This is a genomic window from Aminobacter sp. J44, assembly GCF_007829415.1.
In the GTDB taxonomy this organism is placed as follows: domain Bacteria; phylum Pseudomonadota; class Alphaproteobacteria; order Rhizobiales; family Rhizobiaceae; genus Aerobium.
Genome location: NZ_VLJG01000013.1, coordinates 43739 through 62916 on the forward strand (window position 1 = coordinate 43739; position 19178 = coordinate 62916).

19 protein-coding genes are annotated in these 19178 nt (G+C 65.3%); 11 read left to right on the forward strand and 8 right to left on the reverse strand.

All coding sequences use genetic code 11. The features are described 5' to 3' along the window. Positions 1–33: 33 nt before the first annotated feature. The 3 genes from L610_RS07000 to L610_RS07010 all read left to right on the forward strand — a co-directional run bounded on the left by L610_RS07000 (position 34) and on the right by L610_RS07010 (position 2412). On the forward strand, positions 34–450 hold the full coding sequence (locus L610_RS07000; RefSeq protein WP_246658950.1) for a YqaA family protein: 417 nt from the start codon (positions 34–36) through the stop codon (positions 448–450). 68 nt (positions 451–518) lie between these two features. Next, a complete protein-coding gene (fumC, locus tag L610_RS07005; RefSeq protein WP_024848633.1) occupies positions 519–1910 on the forward strand; it encodes a class II fumarate hydratase in 1392 nt (463 codons plus the stop codon). A gap of 130 nt (positions 1911–2040) precedes the next feature. Next, complete coding sequence (locus tag L610_RS07010) at positions 2041–2412, forward strand: DoxX family protein (RefSeq protein ID WP_144703806.1); 372 nt, start codon at positions 2041–2043, stop codon at positions 2410–2412. Between the two features lie 293 nt (positions 2413–2705). Here the strand turns inward: L610_RS07010 and hisG are convergent, their stop codons facing one another. From hisG to hisS, 3 genes are read right to left on the reverse strand one after another with little or no spacing between them, the layout of a single operon-like run. Then, complete coding sequence (hisG, locus tag L610_RS07015) at positions 2706–3401, reverse strand: ATP phosphoribosyltransferase (RefSeq protein WP_024848634.1); 696 nt, start codon at positions 3399–3401, stop codon at positions 2706–2708. After that, entirely contained in the window at positions 3398–4513 is a 1116-nt protein-coding gene (locus L610_RS07020) for an ATP phosphoribosyltransferase regulatory subunit (protein WP_144703808.1), read from the reverse strand. Before L610_RS07020 ends, hisG begins: the two co-directional genes overlap by 4 nt. Then, positions 4510–5931, reverse strand: coding sequence for a histidine--tRNA ligase (gene hisS, locus L610_RS07025; RefSeq protein ID WP_144703810.1), 1422 nt, complete (start codon positions 5929–5931; stop codon positions 4510–4512). The genes L610_RS07020 and hisS overlap by 4 nt, the downstream gene beginning before the upstream one ends. Before the next feature lie 250 nt (positions 5932–6181). Here hisS and L610_RS20185 point away from each other — a divergent pair, with 250 nt between their 5' ends. Further along, the gene (locus L610_RS20185; protein ID WP_186441378.1) at positions 6182–6319 is read left to right on the forward strand and encodes a hypothetical protein; all 138 of its coding nucleotides are present in this window, start codon (positions 6182–6184) and stop codon (positions 6317–6319) included. Positions 6320–6332: 13 nt separating this feature from the next. On the opposite strand, the gene L610_RS07030 is transcribed toward L610_RS20185, so the two are convergent. The 4 genes from L610_RS07030 to L610_RS07045 are packed head-to-tail and all read right to left on the reverse strand — an operon-like array spanning position 6333 to position 9803. Beyond that, complete coding sequence (locus tag L610_RS07030) at positions 6333–7085, reverse strand: metallophosphoesterase (protein WP_024848638.1); 753 nt, start codon at positions 7083–7085, stop codon at positions 6333–6335. A gap of 9 nt (positions 7086–7094) precedes the next feature. Next, positions 7095–8246 (reverse strand): alpha-hydroxy acid oxidase, encoded by a 1152-nt coding sequence (locus L610_RS07035; RefSeq protein WP_024848639.1) that lies wholly within the window; start codon positions 8244–8246, stop codon positions 7095–7097. 11 nt (positions 8247–8257) lie between these two features. Then, positions 8258–9022: a (Fe-S)-binding protein gene (locus tag L610_RS07040; RefSeq protein WP_024848640.1), complete on the reverse strand. Its 765-nt coding sequence runs from the start codon at positions 9020–9022 to the stop codon at positions 8258–8260. 10 nt (positions 9023–9032) lie between these two features. Beyond that, on the reverse strand, positions 9033–9803 hold the full coding sequence (locus L610_RS07045; protein ID WP_144703812.1) for an FCD domain-containing protein: 771 nt from the start codon (positions 9801–9803) through the stop codon (positions 9033–9035). Between the two features lie 170 nt (positions 9804–9973). Between L610_RS07045 and L610_RS07050 the strand changes: the two genes are divergently transcribed. Genes L610_RS07050 through glcF form a run of 3 tightly spaced genes read left to right on the forward strand, consistent with a single transcriptional unit; the run spans position 9974 to position 13985 of the window. Next, positions 9974–11470, forward strand: a complete 1497-nt coding sequence (locus L610_RS07050) for an FAD-linked oxidase C-terminal domain-containing protein (RefSeq protein WP_024848641.1) — start codon at positions 9974–9976, stop codon at positions 11468–11470. After that, on the forward strand, positions 11470–12675 hold the full coding sequence (glcE, locus tag L610_RS07055) for a glycolate oxidase subunit GlcE (RefSeq protein WP_144703816.1): 1206 nt from the start codon (positions 11470–11472) through the stop codon (positions 12673–12675). Before L610_RS07050 ends, glcE begins: the two co-directional genes overlap by 1 nt. Then, a complete protein-coding gene (glcF, locus tag L610_RS07060) occupies positions 12675–13985 on the forward strand; it encodes a glycolate oxidase subunit GlcF (RefSeq protein ID WP_024848643.1) in 1311 nt (436 codons plus the stop codon). Before glcE ends, glcF begins: the two co-directional genes overlap by 1 nt. Before the next feature lie 642 nt (positions 13986–14627). Here the strand turns inward: glcF and L610_RS07065 are convergent. Beyond that, complete coding sequence (locus L610_RS07065; protein WP_144703819.1) at positions 14628–15440, reverse strand: L,D-transpeptidase; 813 nt, start codon at positions 15438–15440, stop codon at positions 14628–14630. A 154-nt stretch (positions 15441–15594) separates the two neighbouring features. On the opposite strand from L610_RS07065, the gene L610_RS07070 reads away from it, so the two are divergent. The 4 genes from L610_RS07070 (at position 15595) to L610_RS07085 (ending at position 19049) form a co-directional block, all read left to right on the forward strand. Further along, positions 15595–16233, forward strand: coding sequence for a DNA-3-methyladenine glycosylase I (locus tag L610_RS07070; protein WP_144703822.1), 639 nt, complete (start codon positions 15595–15597; stop codon positions 16231–16233). Between the two features lie 96 nt (positions 16234–16329). Beyond that, positions 16330–17181 (forward strand): TIGR01459 family HAD-type hydrolase, encoded by an 852-nt coding sequence (locus tag L610_RS07075; RefSeq protein WP_246658951.1) that lies wholly within the window; start codon positions 16330–16332, stop codon positions 17179–17181. 3 nt (positions 17182–17184) lie between these two features. Continuing rightward, positions 17185–18171 (forward strand): bifunctional riboflavin kinase/FAD synthetase, encoded by a 987-nt coding sequence (locus L610_RS07080; protein ID WP_144703828.1) that lies wholly within the window; start codon positions 17185–17187, stop codon positions 18169–18171. Between the two features lie 80 nt (positions 18172–18251). Continuing rightward, positions 18252–19049, forward strand: a complete 798-nt coding sequence (locus L610_RS07085; protein ID WP_144703831.1) for a MipA/OmpV family protein — start codon at positions 18252–18254, stop codon at positions 19047–19049. The last annotated feature ends 129 nt before the right edge of the window (positions 19050–19178 follow it).

Consider the following 19178-nt stretch of genomic DNA (forward strand, 5'->3'; position numbering starts at 1 on the left):
GACCTGCTGCTGCCTGCCAGCTAACCACGTCCGGTGCTCACCGACGCTTCCCTCATTGGCCTTGCGCTTTCCGCCTTCACCTCGGCGACGATCCTGCCCGGTGCGTCGGAGGCGGTGCTGGCGGCAATGCATGCCGCCGAAGTGCGGCCTGCGGGGATGCTGCTTGCAATCGCCAGCATCGGCAACATCACCGGATCGTGCGTCAACTGGATTCTCGGCCGCTATCTCTCCCGTTTTTCGGACCGCCGCTGGTTCCCGGTTTCGCCCGCCCAGTTGGAACGCGCGAGTGGCTGGCCGAGCCTGTTGCTTTCCTGGCTGCCGGTCATAGGTGATCCTCTGACGGTCGTTGCCGGCTTGCTGCGCACGCCGTTTCCGGTGTTTCTTTTGGTGGTGGCAATCGCCAAGACGGCGCGGTATGCAGCAGTACTGTGGCTGATCGACCAGATTTGACCACCCACTGCCGGCCTCGCCAGCCAACGGACGAGCAAGCCAAGGACGGCTCTGAACTGGAGACCGACATGAGCAGTACCCGCACCGAAACAGATACCTTTGGCCCGATTGAGGTTCCCGCCGATCGCTACTGGGGCGCGCAGGCGCAGCGTTCGCTGGGCAATTTCAAGATCGGCTGGGAAAAGCAGCCGCAGCCGGTCATCCGTGCGCTCGGCATCGTCAAGCGCGCCGCCGCCGAAGCCAACCGCGAGCTCAGCAAGCTGGACGCACAACTTGCCGACGCCATCATCGCCGCGGCGCAGGAGGTAATCGACGGCAAGCTCGACGATCATTTCCCGCTGGTCGTCTGGCAGACCGGTTCGGGCACGCAGTCGAACATGAACGCCAACGAGGTGATCTCGAACCGCGCGATCGAGATGCTTGGCGGCGAGAAGGGCTCGAAGAAGCCGGTCCATCCCAACGACCACGTCAACATGAGCCAGTCTTCGAACGACACCTATCCGACAGCGATGCATGTTGCCTGTGCTGAGGAGATCGTTCACCGCCTGCTGCCGGCGCTGAAGAAGCTGCACGCCGCGCTCGACGCCAAGGCGCAGGCCTGGAACCACATCATCAAGATCGGCCGCACCCACACGCAGGACGCGACCCCGCTGACGCTCGGCCAGGAGTTTTCGGGCTACGCGGCGCAGGTCGCGAACGGCATCGCCCGCATCGAATCTACGCTTCCCGGCCTGATGCAGCTCGCGCAGGGCGGCACCGCTGTCGGCACCGGCCTCAACGCGCCGATCGGCTTTGCCGAGAAGGTGGCGGAACGGATCGCGTCGATCACCGGCCTGCCGTTCACCTCGGCGCCGAACAAGTTCGAGGCGCTGGCGGCACACGACGCGATGGTGTTCTCGCACGGCGCGATCAACACGGTCGCGGCCTCGCTGTTCAAGATCGCCAACGACATCCGCTTCCTCGGCTCCGGCCCGCGCGCGGGTCTCGGCGAGCTGGCGCTACCGGAAAACGAGCCGGGCTCGTCGATCATGCCGGGCAAGGTGAACCCCACCCAGTGCGAGGCGATGACGCAGGTCTGTGTGCAGATCTTCGGCAACCACGCCGCGCTCACCTTCGCCGGCAGCCAGGGCCATTTCGAGCTCAACGTCTACAACCCGGTGATGGCCTACAACTTCCTGCAGTCGGTGCGGCTGATGGCCGACGCGGCCGTCTCCTTCACCGATAATTGCGTGGTTGGCATAGAGCCGCGCGAGGACAACATCCGGGCAGGCGTCGAGCGCTCGCTGATGCTGGTCACGGCGCTGGCGCCGAAGATCGGCTACGACAATGCGGCAAAGATCGCCAAGACCGCGCACAAGAATGGCACCACGCTGCGCGAGGAAGCGCTGGCGACCGGGCTGGTGACGGCGGAAGAGTATGACGCGATCGTGCGCCCGGAGGCGATGACTCGTCCGGGCTGAGCAACACAAAAATCTGTGAACGACCGTTTACCTGCCGTTCTCTTTTTGTGAACGATGAGTTCGGCATTAGCTGGCTTGTTGTTGCGTCGGAAAGCTTTATTTCCGGCGGGACCAAACGGAGAGCCTTTGCATGTCCAACGCCAACGATATTCTTCTTCTTGCTGCCCGCATTCTGCTGGCGCTGATGTTCCTCGTCTCGGGCTTCCCGATGATCTTCGGTGCGGCTGGWTTTGCCGGCTMCCTCGGCAGCCTCGGCATGCCGATGCCGCTGGTCGTGACCTGGCTGGTCATCGCCCTCAAGGTCCTCGGCGGCATTGCCCTCGTCATCGGCTTCCAGACGCGCCTCGTCTCGTGGGCGTTCATCGCCTTCTGTGTCGCCACCGCCTTCATCGGCCACTTCCCGGCGGAAATGACGGTGTTCTGGAAGAACATTGCCGTTGCCGGCGGCTTCCTCGCCCTTATCGCCGCAGGCCCCGGCGCGCTGTCGGTCGACAAGCGCTAGGCGGCTGCAGCACTGAACACGAAAGGCCCGGAGCGATCCGGGCCTTTTTTGTCTGTGGGCGCGGGTCTGATTTGCGCCTGGCTTCGGACGCGTTGCGAGTGGAGAGGTTCAGGCCTGGATGCCCCGGTCGAGCCGGGGCATGACGAAGAAGGAGAGGCAGGCGTGAAGGTCGGTAGTGGAGAGGGGTGCGCTCATCTCACGGCTTTTGCGCGCCAGATCTCAGCCTTCGTCATCCTCGGCCTTGAGCCGAGGATCCATGCCGGAACGTTTGCCGTAGAACGAAGCGGTGGAGACTACCTGCCGTTCAGCGCCGCGAAGACCGAGGTGATCGTTGCCTCGTCCTCGGCGTTGCGCGGCTTGAGCGACTGCACCAGGCAGGCTTCCGAGCGCAGAATGACGCCATCCTCGAGAATCTTCAGCTTGTTCGCGCGCAGCGTCGAGCCGGTCGAGGTGATGTCGACGATGACGTCTGCCGAGCCTGCCGCCGGGGCGCCCTCGGTCGCGCCGAGGCTTTCGACGATGCGATAGACCTGGATTCCGTGCTGGCTGGAGAAAAACCTTTGCGTCAGCCGCCAGTACTTCGTCGCAATCCGCAGCCGGCGGCCATGCCGCTGGCGGAATTCTGCTGCCACGTCATCGAGGTCGGCCATTGTGTCGACGTCGAGCCAGGCTTCCGGCACCGCAACGATGACGTCGGCACGGCCAAAACCGAGCCGTGCGCCGATGGCGACGCGGTTCTCCCAGTCGGCGATGGTTTCCTGCACCAGGTCCTCGCCGGTAACGCCGAGGTCGATCGTGCCGGCGCCAAGCTCGCGCGCGATCTCCGAGGCCGACATGAAGGCGATCTCAACGTCGCTGCGGCCCTCGACCGTGGCGCGGTAGCTGCGTGCATCGGTCGGCGCGTTGACCTTCAGCCCCGCACGTTCGAGCGAGGCGATCGACTCGTCCTTGAGGCGGCCCTTGGAGGGGAGGGCGATCGTGATCGTCATGCCGCGTCTCCCCTGAGGTTGGCGATGCGGTCGAGCCACACCGAGAAGCCGACGCCGGGGATCGGCTCCTTCGCGCCCAGCATGGTGAGCAGGCGGTCGTAGCGGCCGCCGATCAGCGGGCGTCCGTCGCCCGAGGTGATCTCGAAGACGAGGCCGGTGTAGTAGTCGAGCGGGCGGCCGAAGGCGGCGTCGTAGACGACCAGCCCTTGCGGCAACTCATGCGCGGCGATCGCCGCCGCGCGGGCGCAGAACAGCTCCATCGCCGAGCCCAGCGACACGCCGGTGTCCTTCGCGAAGGCTTCGAGCGCGTCGGTCGCCTGCTCCAGCGGCGCGCGGATGGCGAGGAAGGTCTTCAGCGCGTCGAGCGCTTCCTTCGACAGGCGCACGCTGCGCAGCTGCTGCTTTTCGGTGAGGCGCTGGGCGATTTCCTGCGGCGTGCGGCCGGCGGAGGCGGAAAGCCCTGCTTCCTCCATTCGCTCGGTCACATAGCGCACCAGCCCGTCGTGGTCGCCCATGGCGATCAGTTCCGCCGCCTTCTGGTCGGTGGTCGCCGAGTGCGACGGGTTCGCAAGGTCTTCGAGCGCGCTGGCAAGCTGCGGTGCCGAACCGAAGGCGCGCGCAAGGCGCTTCTGCCAGCCGCGCGGCAGCCCAAGAGCAGCAAGCACCGCTTCGAACACGCGCTGGTCGCCAAGCGTGATCTTCAGCGGCACGCCGGGAAGCGTGCGCGAGATCAGCGCGTGCGCGTCGGCAACGGAACGGGCGTCTGCTTTGGCAATGTCCGTCTCGCCGAGATCCTCGATCCCGGCCTGCAGGAATTCCGCCTCGCCGTCGCGGCGCTGGCGGAACACGTTGCCGAGATAGGCATAACGGCGCGGGGTGCCGGCCTGCGAGGCAATGTGGTCGAGGCAGACCGGAATGGTGAATTCCGGACGCAGGCAGAGCGTCTGCCCGGTCTCGCTTTCGGTCAGGAAGATGCGGCGGCGCAGGTCCTCGCCCGCCATGTCGAGAAAGGGGTCTGCCGGCTGCAGCACGGCGACCTCGGTGCGGGTCGCGCCGCGTTCATCGAACAGAGCGAGGATGTCGGCGGCAAAGGGTGGCAGGCGCTGGATCATTGCGCCCCGCTTTGCTCGGCCTTCTGCGCTTCGAGAACGCCCCGGACTGCGGCGACCAGCTCCTCTTCCTTGACGGAGAACTGGGCCGGGCGGCTGGCGCGCCATTCGGTGTTGTCGGTGATTTTGGCCGCGGCCTTGGCGCCGGCAACAAGGTCCTTGATCTGCACTTCGCCATTTGCGCGCTCGTCGCCGCCCTGGATGACGACGCACGGCGCGCCGCGACGGTCGGCGTACTTCATCTGCGCCTTCATACCCGAGCCGCCGAGATACATCTCGGCGCGGATGCCCGCCTGGCGCAGCGCCGACACCATCTTCTGGTAGCGGCCAAGCGACTCGGTGTCCTTGTCCATGACGAGGACAACGACCGGAGCGGTCACATCGGTGTTTTCGAGCTTGCCGAGGTTCTTGAGCGCGGCCGTCAGGCGCGACACGCCGATCGAGAAACCGGTGGCCGGGACGGGCCCGCCGCCGGCGACCGAGCCGAAGCGGACGATCTCGCCCTGGTCGTTCGGCACCTCGAACAGCAGCTCGGCCTCGTAGACCGGGCCGGTGTAGTATTCGAGGCCGCGCACGACCGACGGGTCGATCTTGATGCGGCCGTCATCATAGCCGGCAGCCGCGATCAGCTCGCGGATCTGGGCGAGTTCCTCAACGCCCTCGTTGCCGGCAACCTCGCCGGTTTCGATATAGGCGAGCACCTTGGAGATGGCGTCGTCGTCGAGCTGGGCGCCCTTGGTAAAGTCGCCGCTTTCGTCGAGGCGGCCCTTGCCGAGGAGCAGGCGCACGCCTTCCGGCCCGAACTTGTCGAGCTTGTCGATGGCGCGCAGGACGGTCAGGCGGCGGCCTGCGTTCTCGTCGCCGCCGAGGCCAATCGACTCGAGCACGCCGTCGAGCACCTTGCGGTTGTTGATGCGGATCACGTAGTCGCCGCGCTTGATGCCGACCGCCTCGAGCGTGTCTGCCATCATCATCGCCATTTCGGCGTCAGCGGCGAGGCCCGGCGTTCCGACGATGTCGGCGTCGAACTGCATGAACTGGCGGAAGCGGCCCGGGCCCGGCTTCTCGTTGCGGAACACGTAGCCGGAGCGGTAGGAGCGGAACGGCTTCGGGATCGACTCGAAGTTTTCGGCGACGAAGCGCGCCATCGGCGCGGTCAGGTCGTAGCGCAGCGACAGCCACTGCTCGTCATCGTCCTGGAAAGAGAAGACGCCTTCGTTGGGGCGGTCCTGGTCGGGCAGGAACTTGCCGAGCGCGTCGGTGTATTCGATCATCGGCTGCTCGATCGGCTCGAAGCCGTAGAGCTCGTAGACCGCACGGATTTTCGCGGTCATGGCGTCGACCGCGCGGATGTCGGCCGAATGGCGATCGACGAAGCCCCGCGGGAGCCGCGCCTTCATCTTTTCCGCCTTCTCAGCCATCGCCGTATTCCGTCCGTTCTGTGTTGGAGATCTTGTGCCGAATGAGCGCCGGTTTCCTACCCGATAAGAGGAAGAGCGGCAAGGAGAGGACGCAGTTGCATTTCAGCAACTCTGCAAAATATCCAGATGAAACCAAAGCGGGGGCTATGGAGTTTGCCTCAAAGCAGGATTATGAGCCCCCCAACCTCGCGCCACGTCCTAACCGGATCGTAACCAAGGCGCCCTAAAACTCCGCTGAGAAGCAACCGAGATGACCCCCGTGAAAGCCGCATTTTTGTCCGTGTTCATGCTGTCCGGCATTCTGATGTGGGGCGCAGCCATTTATTCCGCAGATGCCGCAAGCGGCCACCGCGTGGTCGATGGCTACGGGGTCGCGGAAGCCCGCTGATCGCTGAGCCTGGCTAGCGGCCGAGATCGGTCGCGATAAAGCGCTTTTCCTTTCCGTCTATCACCAGTGCCGTCAGCCTGCCGGTGGCGAATGCCTTCGTGTCGACGTTGACGCGGCTGGGCAGCACCTCCGGCTCGCGGCACGGCGTGTGCCCGTGCACGATGACCTTGTCGTACAGGCCGCGGTGGTTGTGGAACTCGCCCCGGATCCAGCACAGATCGTGCGTCGACTGCGAGTCGAGCGCGACGCCCGGCCGCACACCCGCATGGCAGAAGAAGAAGTCGCCGAACGTGACGGAGTGCTTCAGGTCGCGCAGGAACTGCAGGTGCGAGTCCGGCATCGCCGAAAGAAGCTGGCAATGGCTCTCGAAGAGCTCGTCGCGCCGCATCGTTCTTAGCTCCACGCCGTAGGACGCGGCCGTGTCGAATCCGCCATAGTCGATGAAGAGATAGGCGTCCTGCGGATTGGCGAGGAAGTCGAGGAAGCCCTCATCGTGATTGCCGCAGAGGGCAATGATCCGCTCGTCGCGCGCTGAAGCCCTCGCCAGGAAATCCAGCACTTCGCGTGACTGCGGCCCACGGTCCGCATAGTCGCCAAGATGGATGATGCGCCAGTCAGCGATGTGATCGCGGGCGATCTCGTCCGCGATCATCTCGTGCATCCGGCTCAGGCAATCGAAGCGGCCATGCACGTCGCCGATGGCATAGATGCGTATGCCATCGGGACCTGTCGCGTTCGTATAGTCGATGCCCTTGCCGAGGTTCATGCCCCCAGTCTAGCCGCGTTCCCTCGGCTTGTAGAGCATGTCTGGTCCTGCATCGCGGATGTCGCGTTTGCCACAGAGTGCCAGCGTGATGTCGAGCTCGCGACGGATGATCTCGAGCGCGCGCGTGACGCCCGCCTTGCCCCCGGCGCCGAGGCCATAGAGGAACGGGCGGCCGATGAAAGTGCCCTTCGCGCCGAGGCACAGCGCCTTGAGCACGTCCTGGCCGGAGCGAATACCGCCGTCGATATGGACCTCGATGCGGTCGCCGACCGCATCGACGATCTCCGGCAGCACCGAGATCGACGACGGCGCGCCGTCCAGCTGGCGGCCGCCATGGTTGGAGACGATGATCGCGTCGGCGCCCGTGTTGGCCGCCATCTTCGCGTCCTCGACGTCGAGGATGCCCTTGATGATCAGCTTGCCGCCCCAGCGTTCCTTGATCCAGGCAACGTCCTTCCACGACAGCTGCGGATCGAACTGCTCGGCGGTCCACGATGAAAGAGAGGACAGGTCCGTCACGTTCTTCACGTGGCCGGCGATGTTGCGGAAGGTGCGGCGGCTGGTGCCGAGCATGCCCATGCACCAGGCTGGGCGGGTCGCCATCTGCCAGATGTGCCTGGGCGTGAACTTGGGCGGCGCGGACAGGCCGTTGCGCAAATCCTTGTGGCGCTGGCCGAGGATCTGCAGGTCGGCGGTGAGCACCAGCGCAGAGCATTTCGCCGCCTTGGCGCGGTCGATCAGGTCGGCCACGAAGTCGCGGTCGCGCATCACGTAGAGCTGGAACCAGAACGGCTTCTTCGTGACCGAGGCGACGTCTTCGATCGAGCAGATGCTCATGGTCGACAGCGTGAACGGCACGCCGAACTCCTCAGCGGCCCGGGCCGCGAGCATCTCACCGTCGGCGTGCTGCATGCCTGTGAGGCCCGTCGGCGCGAGCGCGACCGGCATCGAAACTTCCTGGCCGACCATGGTCGTCTTCAGCGAGCGGTTGGTCATGTCGACCAGTACGCGCTGACGCAGCTTGATCTTCTGAAAATCTTCCTCGTTGGCCCGGTAGGTGCCTTCCGTCCATGCGCCCGAGTCGGCGTAGTCGAAGAACATCTTCGGCACACGGCGGCGCGCGCACTCCTTCAGGTCGGCGATAGTCAGGTACTTGTCCATCCTTGCCTCATTCATGTTCGGATTTGTCTGGTCGCGCCGCCGATCGGCGGTGTCTCGTTCATGCCGGCAAGAACTTCGGCAATGTGCCGAACCTCGATTGCCGAACCATCCCGCTTGAGCTTGCGGGCAATGCCAAGCAGGCAGCCGAGTTCGCTGGAAACCAGCATGCCGGCGCCTGCGTCACGAATGTCGTCGGTGAGCGCGGCGGAAGAGGATGAGCAGGCGCTGGCGCCGAAGCCGCAGCATTTTGCGGCGCCGGGAAGCTCCCGGAGCGCGACGCCCTCGACTGCCGAAAGCAGCGCGCGCGGTTGTTCGCGGATGCCGAGTTCTCCGAGTGCCGTGCAGCTGTCGTGCAGCGCAATGCTTGCATCGACGCGTGTCGAGCCGGGTTCAGCCTGCATCACGTCGGCGAGGAACGCCGTCAGCTCATAGGCCTTTTCGGAGAAGCGTGCGGCGCGTTCCGCCCATTCCGGCTCATCGGCAAGGAGCGCGGCATAGCGCTTCAAAACGCTCGCGCAGGAGGGGGAAGGCGCAACGACGAAATCATAGCCGTCGAAGGTGTCGATCACCCGTTCGGCATGGCCACGCAAATCGTCGAGGTCATCCGCTCGCAGGGCAGGGCGGCCGCAGCAGTGCTGCGCCTCTGGCACTTCAACCCGGCAACCGGCCTCTTGCAACAGCCTGATCGCGGCGTAGCCAACGGCCGGCCGGAACGACTCGACCAGGCACGTGGTGAACAGGCCCACGCGCGGACGAAGGTTTTCTGATAGCCCCATTGCCGCTCGCCTAACCGCCGCGCTGGCGAAGGCGCAGGCGCGAGACGCGCTGCCATTCGCCACTCCGCTCGGCTTCATTCATTGCCCGCTCGACATAGTCGATATGCGCCCGCGCCGCCTCGCGCGCGGCATCGGGATCGCCGGCGACGATGGCGTCGTAGATCGCTCGGTGCTGGGCAAGCAGCACCTCCTGCGTCGCCGGGGTCTTGTAGATCAAGGTGCGGCTGAGAAAGACGCCGTCGGCCAGCAGCCGGTAGCAGGAGCGCAGCGTGTGGAGGAGAATGATGTTGTGCGCGCACTCGCCGACCGCGTTGTGGAACTCGACGTCGATGGCAACCTCGTCCTCGAAATTGCCGCTGGCGTTGGCCTCCTCCATCCGCTGCATGATGCGTGCAAGCAGGGCACGGTCGTCCTCGGTTGCACGGCGCGCGGCGAACTCGGCTGCGACGCCTTCGATTTCCCGGCGGTATTCGAGATAATCGGCCGCGGCCTTGCGATTGCCGGCAATGAGGTCCATCACCGGCGGCGCGAACACCTCGCCGATGACGTCAGCGACGTGGGTGCCGCCGCCCGGCCGCGTCACAACCAGCCCGCGTTGTTCGAGTTCCTTGAGCGCATCGCGTACAATGGGCCGCGACACGTCAAACTGCCGCGCCAGCTCGCGCTCGCCCGGCAGCTTGTCGCCGGGGCGCACGACGCCCTCGAGAATCAGCATCTCGACCTGGCCGATCACGTCGTCGGCGGTGCGGGAGTGGGTAACGCGGGAGAATATCTCGTTCACGGCTTATGAGGCCCGTTCTTTGTGGCCAAGTATAAGAAGTGGGTGCCGACCGGTCAAATTTATTATCCGGTTGGCGAAGCGTCACGGCGTCGCGGTGCATGAATGCGTTCGTGGATTGCCGTCTGCGGCGCACACTGGTAAAGAGATTTTACCACTTTCGGAGTTTGCCGATGTCCGGTCTCGTCATGCCCGCGCTCAACGCGCAGACAATCGCCCGCCGCGATGAAATCATCGCCGACATGAAGATCATCGTCCCGGGCGAGGGCGTCGTTCACACCGAGAACGGCATGCGCCCGTTCGAGACGGACGCGCTGACCGCTTACCGCCAGATGCCGCTGGTCGTTGTCCTGCCGGAGACGGTACAGCAGGTCTCGCGCATCCTGAAATATTGCCACGACCGCAATATCCGCGTCGTGCCGCGCGGCTCGGGCACGTCGCTGTCGGGCGGTGCGCTGCCGCTGGGCGACGCGGTGCTGCTGGTGATGACCCGCTTCAACCGCATCCTCGACATCGACTACGCCAACCGCACGGTGACCGCGCAGCCGGGCGTGACCAATCTCGGCATCACCAATTCCGTCCAGCACGAGGGCTTCTACTACGCGCCGGACCCGTCGTCGCAGATCGCCTGCTCGATCGGCGGCAACATCGCCGAAAATTCCGGCGGCGTGCACTCGCTGAAATACGGCCTCACCGCCAACAACGTGCTCGGCATTGAGATGGTGTTGATGAACGGCGAGGTGGTGCGCATTGGCGGCAAGCATCTCGACGCGGAGGGCTATGACCTTCTCGGCATCATGACCGGCTCGGAAGGCCTGCTTGGCGTCGTCACCGAGGTCACGGTCCGTATCCTCAAGAAGCCGGAGACGGCGCGCGCCGTGCTGCTCGGCTTTCCGTCGAGTGAGCAGGCCGGCCAGTGCGTTGCCGACATCATCGGCGCGGGCATCATTCCCGGCGGCATGGAGATGATGGACCGGCCCGCGATCCACGCGGCCGAAGACTTTGTTCACGCCGGCTATCCGCTCGATGTCGAGGCGCTGCTGATCGTCGAGCTCGACGGCCCGGCGGCCGAGGTCGACCACCTGATCCAGCGCGTCGAAACGCTTGCCAGAGCGAACGGCTCGACCACCTGTCTCGTCTCGAATTCCGAAGCCGAGCGCATGACCTTCTGGGCCGGCCGCAAGGCCGCGTTCCCGGCAGTCGGCCGCATCTCGCCCGATTATCTCTGCATGGACGGCACCATTCCGCGCAAGGAACTGCCGAAGGTGCTGGCTGGTATGCGCGAGCTCTCGGAAAAGCATCGCCTGCGCGTCGCCAACGTCTTCCACGCCGGCGATGGCAATCTGCATCCGCTGATCCTCTACGACGCCAACAAGGACGACGAGTTGGAGCGTGCCGAGGCGTTTGGCGCCGACATCCTGCGGCTCTGCGTGAAGGTCGGCGGTGTTCTGACTGGCGAGCACGGCGTTGGCGTCGAAAAGCGCGACCTGATGCCAGAAATGTTTTCCGAGGACGACCTCAACCAGCAGATCCGGGTCAAGTGCGCCTTCGACCCCAACCATCTGCTCAACCCCGGCAAGGTGTTCCCGCAGCTGCACCGCTGCGCCGAGCTTGGCCGCATGCACGTGCATCGCGGCCAGATCGCCTTTCCGGACATTCCGAGATTCTGATGACCCGTTTCACGCCAACCACACCGGAAGAAGTGCTCGAGACCGTCCGCTGGGCGGCCGCAGAGGAAACACCCGTCGAGGTGCTGGGGCACGGGTCGAAGCGCGGGATCGGCCATGTCACCCAGACCGAGCACCAGATCGACCTGTCGAAGCTGACAGGTGTCACGCTCTATGAGCCGGAGGAACTGGTGCTTTCGGCGCGCGCCGGAACGCCGCTCGCCGAGATCGAGGCGCTGCTGGCCGAGCACAACCAGGAGCTCCAGTTCGAGCCGCTCGACTACGGCCCGCTGCTCGGCGAGGCTGAGGGCCGCGGTACGATCGGTGGCGTGCTGGCGGCCAACCTTTCCGGCCCGCGCCGGCTGAAGGCGGGTGCCGCGCGCGACCACATCCTCGGCATTCATGCCGTCTCCGGTCGAGGCGAAGCGTTCAAGTCGGGCGGGCGCGTCGTCAAGAACGTCACCGGCTATGATCTTTCCAAGGCCATGGCAGGTTCCTGGGGCACGCTTGCCGTCGTCACCGACGTCACCTTCAAGGTCATGCCTCGCGCGGAGACGGAAGCAACGCTCGTCCTGCGCGGCCTGACCGAAGAACAGGCGGCGGAAGCGATGTCGATCGCGATGGGCTCGAGCGGCGAGGTCGCGTCCGCCGCGCATCTGCCCGAAAGCGTCACCGGCCGCGTGCTCGACGGCGCCTTGCGCGGCAAGGGCTCGACCCTGCTGCGCCTCGAAGGCTTTGGCCCCTCGGTCGACTACCGTTTCGAGCGCCTGGCCGCCCTCCTGCAGGGCAGGGGCACGCAAGGGCGCATCGATGGTGATGAGTCGCGAAAACTCTGGCGCGAGATCCGCGACTGCCGGCCCTTCGCCGACGGCACCCCGCGCCCTGTCTGGCGGGTGTCGATGACGCCGTCGGAAGGCCACCGCATGGTGATGGCGCTGCGCATGGAAGCAGCCGTCGATGCCTTTTACGACTGGCAGGGCGGCCTGATCTGGCTGCGCATGGAGGCCTATCCGGAAGCGGAGGCCGTGCGCCGCCTCATCGCGCAGTTCGGCGGCGGGCACGCAACGCTCATTCGCGCGCATCCGATGGTTCGCGACGGCGTTCCCTTGTTCCAGCCGCCGGCGCGGGGCCTTGCCGCCCTGTCGCAGCGCCTCAAGGAACAATTCGACCCTAAGGGTATCCTCAATCCCGGCAGGATGGGTTTCTGATGCAGACCAACTTTTCGCTCGCCCAGCTCGCCGATCCGCACGTCGCGGAGGCCGAATCCATCCTGCGCAAATGCGTCCACTGCGGCTTCTGCACGGCGACCTGCCCGACCTTCGTCACGCTCGGCAACGAGCTCGACAGCCCGCGCGGGCGCATCTACCTGATCAAGGACATGCTCGAGAACGGTCGTGCGGCCGATGACGAGATCGTCACCCACATCGACCGCTGCCTGTCGTGCCTGTCCTGCATGACGACCTGCCCGTCGGGCGTGAACTACATGCACCTGGTCGATCATGCCCGCACGCATATCGAGAAGACCTACAGGCGCCCGCTGATCGACCGCATGATCCGGTCGCTTCTGGCGGCGGTGCTGCCCTACCCGTCGCGGTTCCGCGCAGCGCTGAAGCTGGCGGCGCTCGGACGCCCGTTCACGGGGCTGTTCGACAAGGTCCGGCCGCTGCGCCCGCTTGGTGCCATGCTGCGGCTGGCGCCCGAGACGGTTCCGGCGGCCTCGAAGATCTCCGAGCCTGCGACCCATGCCGCCGCCGGCACGAGGCGTGGCCGCGTTGCCATCCTTACCGGCTGCGCGCAGTCGGTGCTGGAGCCAGGCATCAACGACGCGACCGTTTCCCTGCTCAACCGCATCGGCGTCGAGGTCGTGGTGCCTGAGGGCGAGGGCTGCTGCGGCGCGCTGGTGCACCACATGGGCCGCGAGGAGGAGTCGCTTGCAGCTGCCCGCCGCAACGTCGACGCCTGGACGCGCGAGATCGACAATGGCGGGCTCGACGCCATCATCATCACCGCCTCCGGCTGCGGCACGACGATCAAGGATTACGGCTTCATGCTGCGCCTCGATCCGGCCTATGCGGAAAAGGCCGCGCGCGTGTCTGCATTGGCGAAAGACATCACCGAGTACCTTGCCTCGATCGAATTGCCGGAGCCCGCGATCCGTCCGGGCCTCACCGTTGCCTATCACTCGGCCTGCTCGATGCAGCACGGCCAGAAGGTCGTGCGTCAGCCGAAGGAGCTGCTTCAGAAGGCAGGGTTCATTGTCAAGGAACCGGCGGAAGGGCACCTCTGCTGCGGCTCGGCCGGCACCTACAACATCCTGCAGCCGGAGATTTCGGCAAAACTCAAGGCGCGCAAGGTGAAGAACATCGAGGCGACGGGTGCTGCACTCGTCGCCACCGGCAATATCGGCTGCATCACCCAGATCGCCTCGGCGGCCAGGTTGCCGGTGGTGCATACGGTAAAACTGCTCGACTGGGCCTATGGCGGAAGGAAGCCGGAGGGTGTGCCGTCGGCGGGGTAGGGACGGTCGACGGTCCGCAGCTGTCGTTGGCGCTGTGCATTGAATGCAAGCGCAGAGCAGCTGAGAAGCAGCGTCTGCATCTGAAATGCAGCATCCGGCAGCCCCCTCCGCCGCCTTCGGCGGCACCTCCCCCGCTTCGCAGGGGAGGATCCTGAGGTCGCAGCTCACGGCCAGGCCCCGCTTATCTTGGAGCGTCTCTGGCATGGATCCCCTGCTCGCGCCCGCTTCGCGGGCTTGGCGAGGATGACGAAGAGGAAGGGGCCCGGAAAATCAGCAACGTTTCAGCAGCTAGGGATCGGACCGCTGCATCATTTCCGCTTCGTCATGGCCGGGCTTGACCCGGCCATCCATGCCGGCACGCTGATGCTCTCGCGGCCGTGCAGAACTTTGCGCAACGGTTCCGGGATCCTCCCCTGCGAAGCGGGGGAGGTGCCGCCGAAGGCGGCGGAGGGGGCGTCTGGCATGAACCATGGCAGGCTCAAGCTTGCGCTAAATCGCGACGCTCCAAGACGTTTAACCCCGGCACAAAAAACGAAAAGGGACGGATGGCCGATGCCATTCCGCCCCTTGGCGTCGCAGCTTTCGCTGCGCCCCGGTCAGGCTTGTCCCCGAACCTGACCGGCCATCCCCCCTCCGGGATATTCAGATCACGATCACCGTCGCCCCCACCGGCACGCGGTCGTAGAGGTCGATCACGTCCTCGTTGCGCATGCGGATGCAGCCGGACGACACGTTGCCGCGGATCGTGTGCGGCTGATTGGTGCCATGAATGCGATAAAGTGTCGAGCCCAGATAAAGCGCTCGCGCGCCAAGCGGATTCTCAGGGCCACCCTTCACGAAGGTCGGCAGGATGCGGCCCTTCTTCTTCTCGCGGGCGATCATTTCGGCGGGCGGGCGCCAGTCCGGCCATTCGGCCTTGCGGGTGACCTTGTGGGTACCCGCCCACTCGAAGCCGGGCTTGCCGGTGCCGACGCCGTAGCGGCGCGCCTTGCCGCCTTCCTCGACAAGATAGAGGAAGTGCTCGCGCGTATTGATGACGATCGTGCCTGGCTTGTGCGGGCCGTCATAATCGACAACCTGCGGCAGGAATTTTGGATCGATCTCCCGCGGCTTTGGGATGTCGCGCGGCGCGCTCGGCAGCGCGGCGGTCCGCACCTCGTCCGGCTTGCGCTCGCGGGCAACGATATTCGGCTTCGGCGTGGCACCCGAGCGCACCACCGGATCGGGTGCAACGCGGGCGCGGAGCGTAGGTGCCGGCTGCGGCTGGCGGCGGGGCTCTGCCCGGTGAACAGGGCGGCCCTGCGGGGCCCGCTGCAGCTGGATGACCCATGGCGCGGAAAGATCGGGACTGACGAGCAGCGGCGGCGCCTCCCGGTAGCGGTCGCTTGCTGCTGCCTGCTGCAAGCCAAGACCCGAGATCGCAGTCGCGATCAGGAAGGACAAAGTCAATCTCATGCGACGTACCCTCAAACCCATCGTCGTGACGCGGATTGTCAGGAGAAGCGCCGCAAAAAGTGTGAACAACCTTCCATAAATTGCCAGCCATCGCATAAACCTTTCCGCATGGTTACCTTCGGGTTTCGCGGCTTGGTAAAGGAAGGATTGCGGGATGAGCATCGGCGAGGGGCTGGTCGCAGGCGAGGATGGCGCGCTTCGTTGCGCATGGCATGGCAACCTGCCGGACTATCTGCGCTACCATGACGAGGAGTGGGGCCATCCGGTCGACAGCGACATCCGCCTGTTCGAGAAGCTGTGCCTCGAAGGTTTTCAGTCCGGCCTCTCCTGGCTGACGATCCTGCGCAAGCGCGAGAATTTCCGCGCCGCCTTCCACGGCTTCGACTTCCGCAAGCTGGCGGAAGAAGACGAGGCGGCCGCCATCGAGCGGAACCTGCAGGATGCCGGCATCGTCCGCCATCGCGGCAAGATCGCCTCGGTCTACAACAACGCCCGCCGCGCGGTGGAGCTCGCGGAAGAACAGGGTTCTCTCGCGCGCTTCTTCTGGTCGTTCGAGCCGGGCCCGGACGAGCGGCCGCAGGTGCTCGACTGGGCGACGCTGCGCACCCTTGGCAAGACGCCGACCTCGATTCGCATCTCGAAGGAGCTGAAGAAGCGCGGCTGGAGCTTCGTCGGGCCGACCACCGTCTACGCCTTCATGCAGGCGATGGGGCTGGTCAACGACCACATCGAGGGCTGCGTCTGCCGCGTCCGGATCGACCAGAAGCGCGCGGCCTTCCGCCGTCCCGTCTGACGCATGCACGCGAAAGCGGGTGACACCAGCGGCACGTTAAGCTAATTCCCTGACGCCGGCGGCGAGGCTGGTGATGACAGGAGAATGAGCGGGTTCATGGCGAATTTGATCGAGAGCTTGGACGACATCGCCGGGAACTATTCCGCTATCCTGTGTGACGTCTGGGGCGTGATCCACAACGGCGTCGCCTCCTTCCCTTCCGCGGTCGCGGCCCTGCAGCGGGCGCGCCAGAAGGGGCTTCCCGTCATCCTCATCACCAACGCGCCGCGCCCGAGCCCGGACGTGCGCGAGCAGATCGCCTCGCTCAGCGTACCGGACGATGCCTGGGACCGCATCATCACCTCGGGCGACGTGACGCGCGAGCTGATCCGCCACGCCCCGCGAAAAATCTTCCACATCGGCCCCGACCGCGACCTGACGCTCTATGATGGCCTGGACGTCGAGATCGTCGAGGAGTTCGAGGCGGCCGCCGTCGTCTGCACCGGCCTGTTCGACGACAACACCGAGACGCCGGAAGACTATGCCGAGATGCTGCAGCGTCTGCGCATGCGCAACCTGCCGTTCATCTGCGCAAATCCGGATATCGTGGTCGAGCGCGGCGACAAGCTGATCTGGTGCGCGGGCGCCCTTGCGCGCGACTACGGCCAGCTTGGCGGCCGCACCGAGATCGCCGGCAAGCCGCACCGCCCGATCTACGAGGCAGCACTTGCCGCCGCGAGCGAGGTGCTCGGGCGCGAGGTCTCCCGCTCGGAAGCGGTCGCCATCGGCGACGGCGTCCTGACCGACGTCAAGGGCGGCGTGACCAACGGCATTGACGTCCTCTACGTCTCCGGCGGCATCCACGCCGCCGACTATGGCGACACGCTGTCCCCGGACCCGGTGCGTCTCGCAGCCTTCCTTGACAAGCATGGGTTCGCGCCGGTGGCCGTCATTCCACGCTTGAGATAGCTGATGACCGAAACTCGCATCCAGCGCATACCCTCGACGACTGCGCTGCCGGCAGCGTTGCGCGGCGGCGTCGTGGCAATCGGCAATTTTGACGGTGTGCATCGCGGGCATCAGGCCGTGCTGGAACGCGCGCTGGATGAGGCGCGCAGGAAGAACGTTCCGGCGCTGGTCCTGACCTTCGAGCCGCACCCGCGCGAGACCTTCAGGCCCGACACGCCGCTGTTTCGCCTCACCACCGCGCCGGTGCGCGCAAGGCTTCTCGATGCGCTGGGCTTCGATGGCGTCGTCGAGCAGCACTTCGACCAGGAATTCTCCGCTTGCACCGCGATCGAGTTCGTCGAGCGGGTGCTGCTCAAGGAACTCGGCATCAGCCACGTCGTCACCGGCTACGACTTCCATTTTGGCAAAGGCCGCGAGGGAACCCCTGCCTTCCTGTTGGAGCAGGGCAACGCGCGCGGCTTCGGCGTGACGCTCGTCGACGCCTTCTGCGACGAGGGCTCCGGTGTCATATCGTCGAGCCGCATCCGCGGCCTGCTGACAGAAGGCGACGTGACCCAGGCCGCTGGCCTGCTTGGCTACCGCTATACGGTCATGGCCGAGATCAGCCACGGCAAGAAGCTCGGCCGCGAGCTGGGGTTCCCCACCGCCAACATGGAGCTTGCGGCCAGCAACGGCCTGAAGCACGGCATCTACGCCGTGCGCCTGCGACATCCGGACGGCTCGCTGCATGACGGCGTCGCCAGCTTCGGCCGGCGTCCAACCGTTGACGATGATGGTGCGCCGCTGCTCGAAACCTTCGTCTTCGACTTTTCCGACAGCCTCTACGGCGAATGCTGCTCGGTGTCGTTCTTCGGCTATCTGCGCGGCGAGGTGAAGTTCGACGGGCTCGATCCGCTGATCGTGCAGATGAAACGCGACGAGGAGGAGGCGAGGGCGCTTCTTTCGGGTGTGAGGCCCCTGTCGGAAATCGACCTCAAAATCGCGTTCTGACGTAACGTCGATTCATTTAAATTTTACTCAATCTGCGCAGTGCTGTGGGTCACCCCATTGTATTGCGTAGGCGGGTTATCATGAAATTTGGAACTCTGATTTGCTCCGTGGCCGTACTGGGCCTCGGCGTGGTCCAGGCATCAGCCCAGAACCTGTTTGAAGGCGACTGGTACCTCAAGGTCGGTGGCGCCATCATGTCGAAGCCGAAGTTCGACGGCGCGTCGAAGAACAAGTTCGCGTTCCAGCCGCTGATCTCGCTTGGCAAGTCCGGCGGCTCGGCTCGGTTCACCTCGCGCAACGACAACATTTCGCTGTCGCTGATCGACACGGGCACTTTCCGCGCAGGTGCTACCGGCAAGCTGATCTTCAAGCGCGATGAGGACGACCACCGCGATCTGCGCGGCCTGTCGCAGGTGAAGTTCGGCGGCGAGGCTGGTGCCTTCGCCGAAGTGTATCCGACCGACTTCGCGCGCATCCGCGGCGAGGTGCGCCATGGCATCCGCACGCACGACGCGGTCGTGCTCGACGTTGCTGCCGACGCCTTCTTCGACATGACCGACACCGTGCAGATTTCTGCCGGTCCGCGCATGTCCTTTGCGACCAAGGATTATTTCGAGACCTACTACGGCGTGAACGCAGCCGAGTCTGCGGCTTCGGGCCTTTCGGAGTACAAGCCGGGCGGCGGCATGAAGTCGTTTGGTGCCGGCGGCGCGGTCAACTGGCGCGCGACCGACGAGATCACCACCAGCGTCTTCCTCGAGTACGAGCGGCTGGTCGGCCCCGCCGCCAAGTCGAGCCTCGTGCGCGAGCGCGGATCGAAAAACCAGGTCACGGTCGGCGCTTCGGCGACCTACCGCTTTGATTTTTCGTTCCAGTAAGCGGCGCCTTCGGCGAATCGCCTCTTTATTCCCCGGTCAGGCTCGGCTAAAAGCGCGGGCCATGACCCAGCGCGCACCTATCTTCGCGTCGATACGAATTAGTGGCCCGGCTTTCCGGGCGGCCTGAAG